General features: G+C 47.2%; 1 protein-coding gene. It reads left to right on the forward strand.

All coding sequences use genetic code 11. The features are described 5' to 3' along the window. Positions 1–551: 551 nt before the first annotated feature. Positions 552–1091 (forward strand): reverse transcriptase domain-containing protein (locus LU351_RS20495; RefSeq protein ID WP_269783561.1); only part of this gene is annotated, 540 nt, incomplete at its 3' end.

Consider the following 1091-nt stretch of genomic DNA (forward strand, 5'->3'; position numbering starts at 1 on the left):
TTGTGTACGCCCGGCATGGGCTTGAATTTATGGGGTGAAAGTCCCCTGTGGGAAGATCACCGTTGAAAACAGGTTGTGATTAAACGACAAACCACTAGCGAATGGCAAGGGCTGATCCGCGAGGAGAAGTCTGGAGGAAGCCGCTAGCAAAGCTGCGAGCTGATGAACAAGAACGTCATATGAGGCGTAGGCTGGAGGCGAGTTGGCACAAGACAACGAAGCCATGTGATCTAACGGCCACCGTAAATGACGCAGTTGTGCAGTGAAGGTTCAAGCTCTTATCCGGGGAGATCTGATAAAGACGCGTCCTTCGCATACGCTCGGAAAAATACCAGTAAGGGGCTGGGTGATCAACCTCTTGGTGCCTCGAAGGTTGCGATCGAAGGCAAGCGAATGAGCAACAACCGACGTATTCCTAGGAAGCACCGGGAACAGTAATGTTCCTCGGTCAATTATCAGAAGTCAGCCGATGTCATAGTAGCCAAACGCCTACCGTAATGGGTAGGACATGGTGAAGGGCTGAACATTTAACCGAAGGAAAAAAAAATCTCATGACTTACTATCACGACGACACATCACAGCCCTGTGACGACACCGAGGTACGTAAACCAGTGCAAGATGCCTTCAACTTTAACCACGATCTTTTCGATCAAATATTTTCACCCGCGAATGTGAATAAAGCCTGGAAACAAGTAAAAGCAAATAAAGGGGCCCCTGGAGTCGACAACCTCACCATCGAACAATTCCCTGAATGGGCTAAATCACATTGGCAACAATGTAAAAGCCGATTACAAAATGGGTCTTATCACCCTCACCCCGTTAAGCGAGTGGAGATTGATAAGGCGGATGGAGGTAAAAGGCAACTGGGAATTCCCACAGTGCTTGATCGAGTAATACAGCAATCTATCACACAAGTGATCAGTGAAATTATTGACCCACGCTTTTCTGAGAATAGTTTTGGGTTCAGACCAAATCGCAGTGCGCACCAAGCTGTTAAGCAGGTTCAAAAAATAATCAAACAAAAGCGGAGGATTGCCGTGGATGTGGATTTATCGAAATTCTTTGACCGAGTGAATCATGACTTGCTCATG

Source organism: Marinibactrum halimedae (assembly GCF_021234875.1).
Classification (GTDB): domain Bacteria; phylum Pseudomonadota; class Gammaproteobacteria; order Pseudomonadales; family Cellvibrionaceae; genus Marinibactrum; species Marinibactrum halimedae.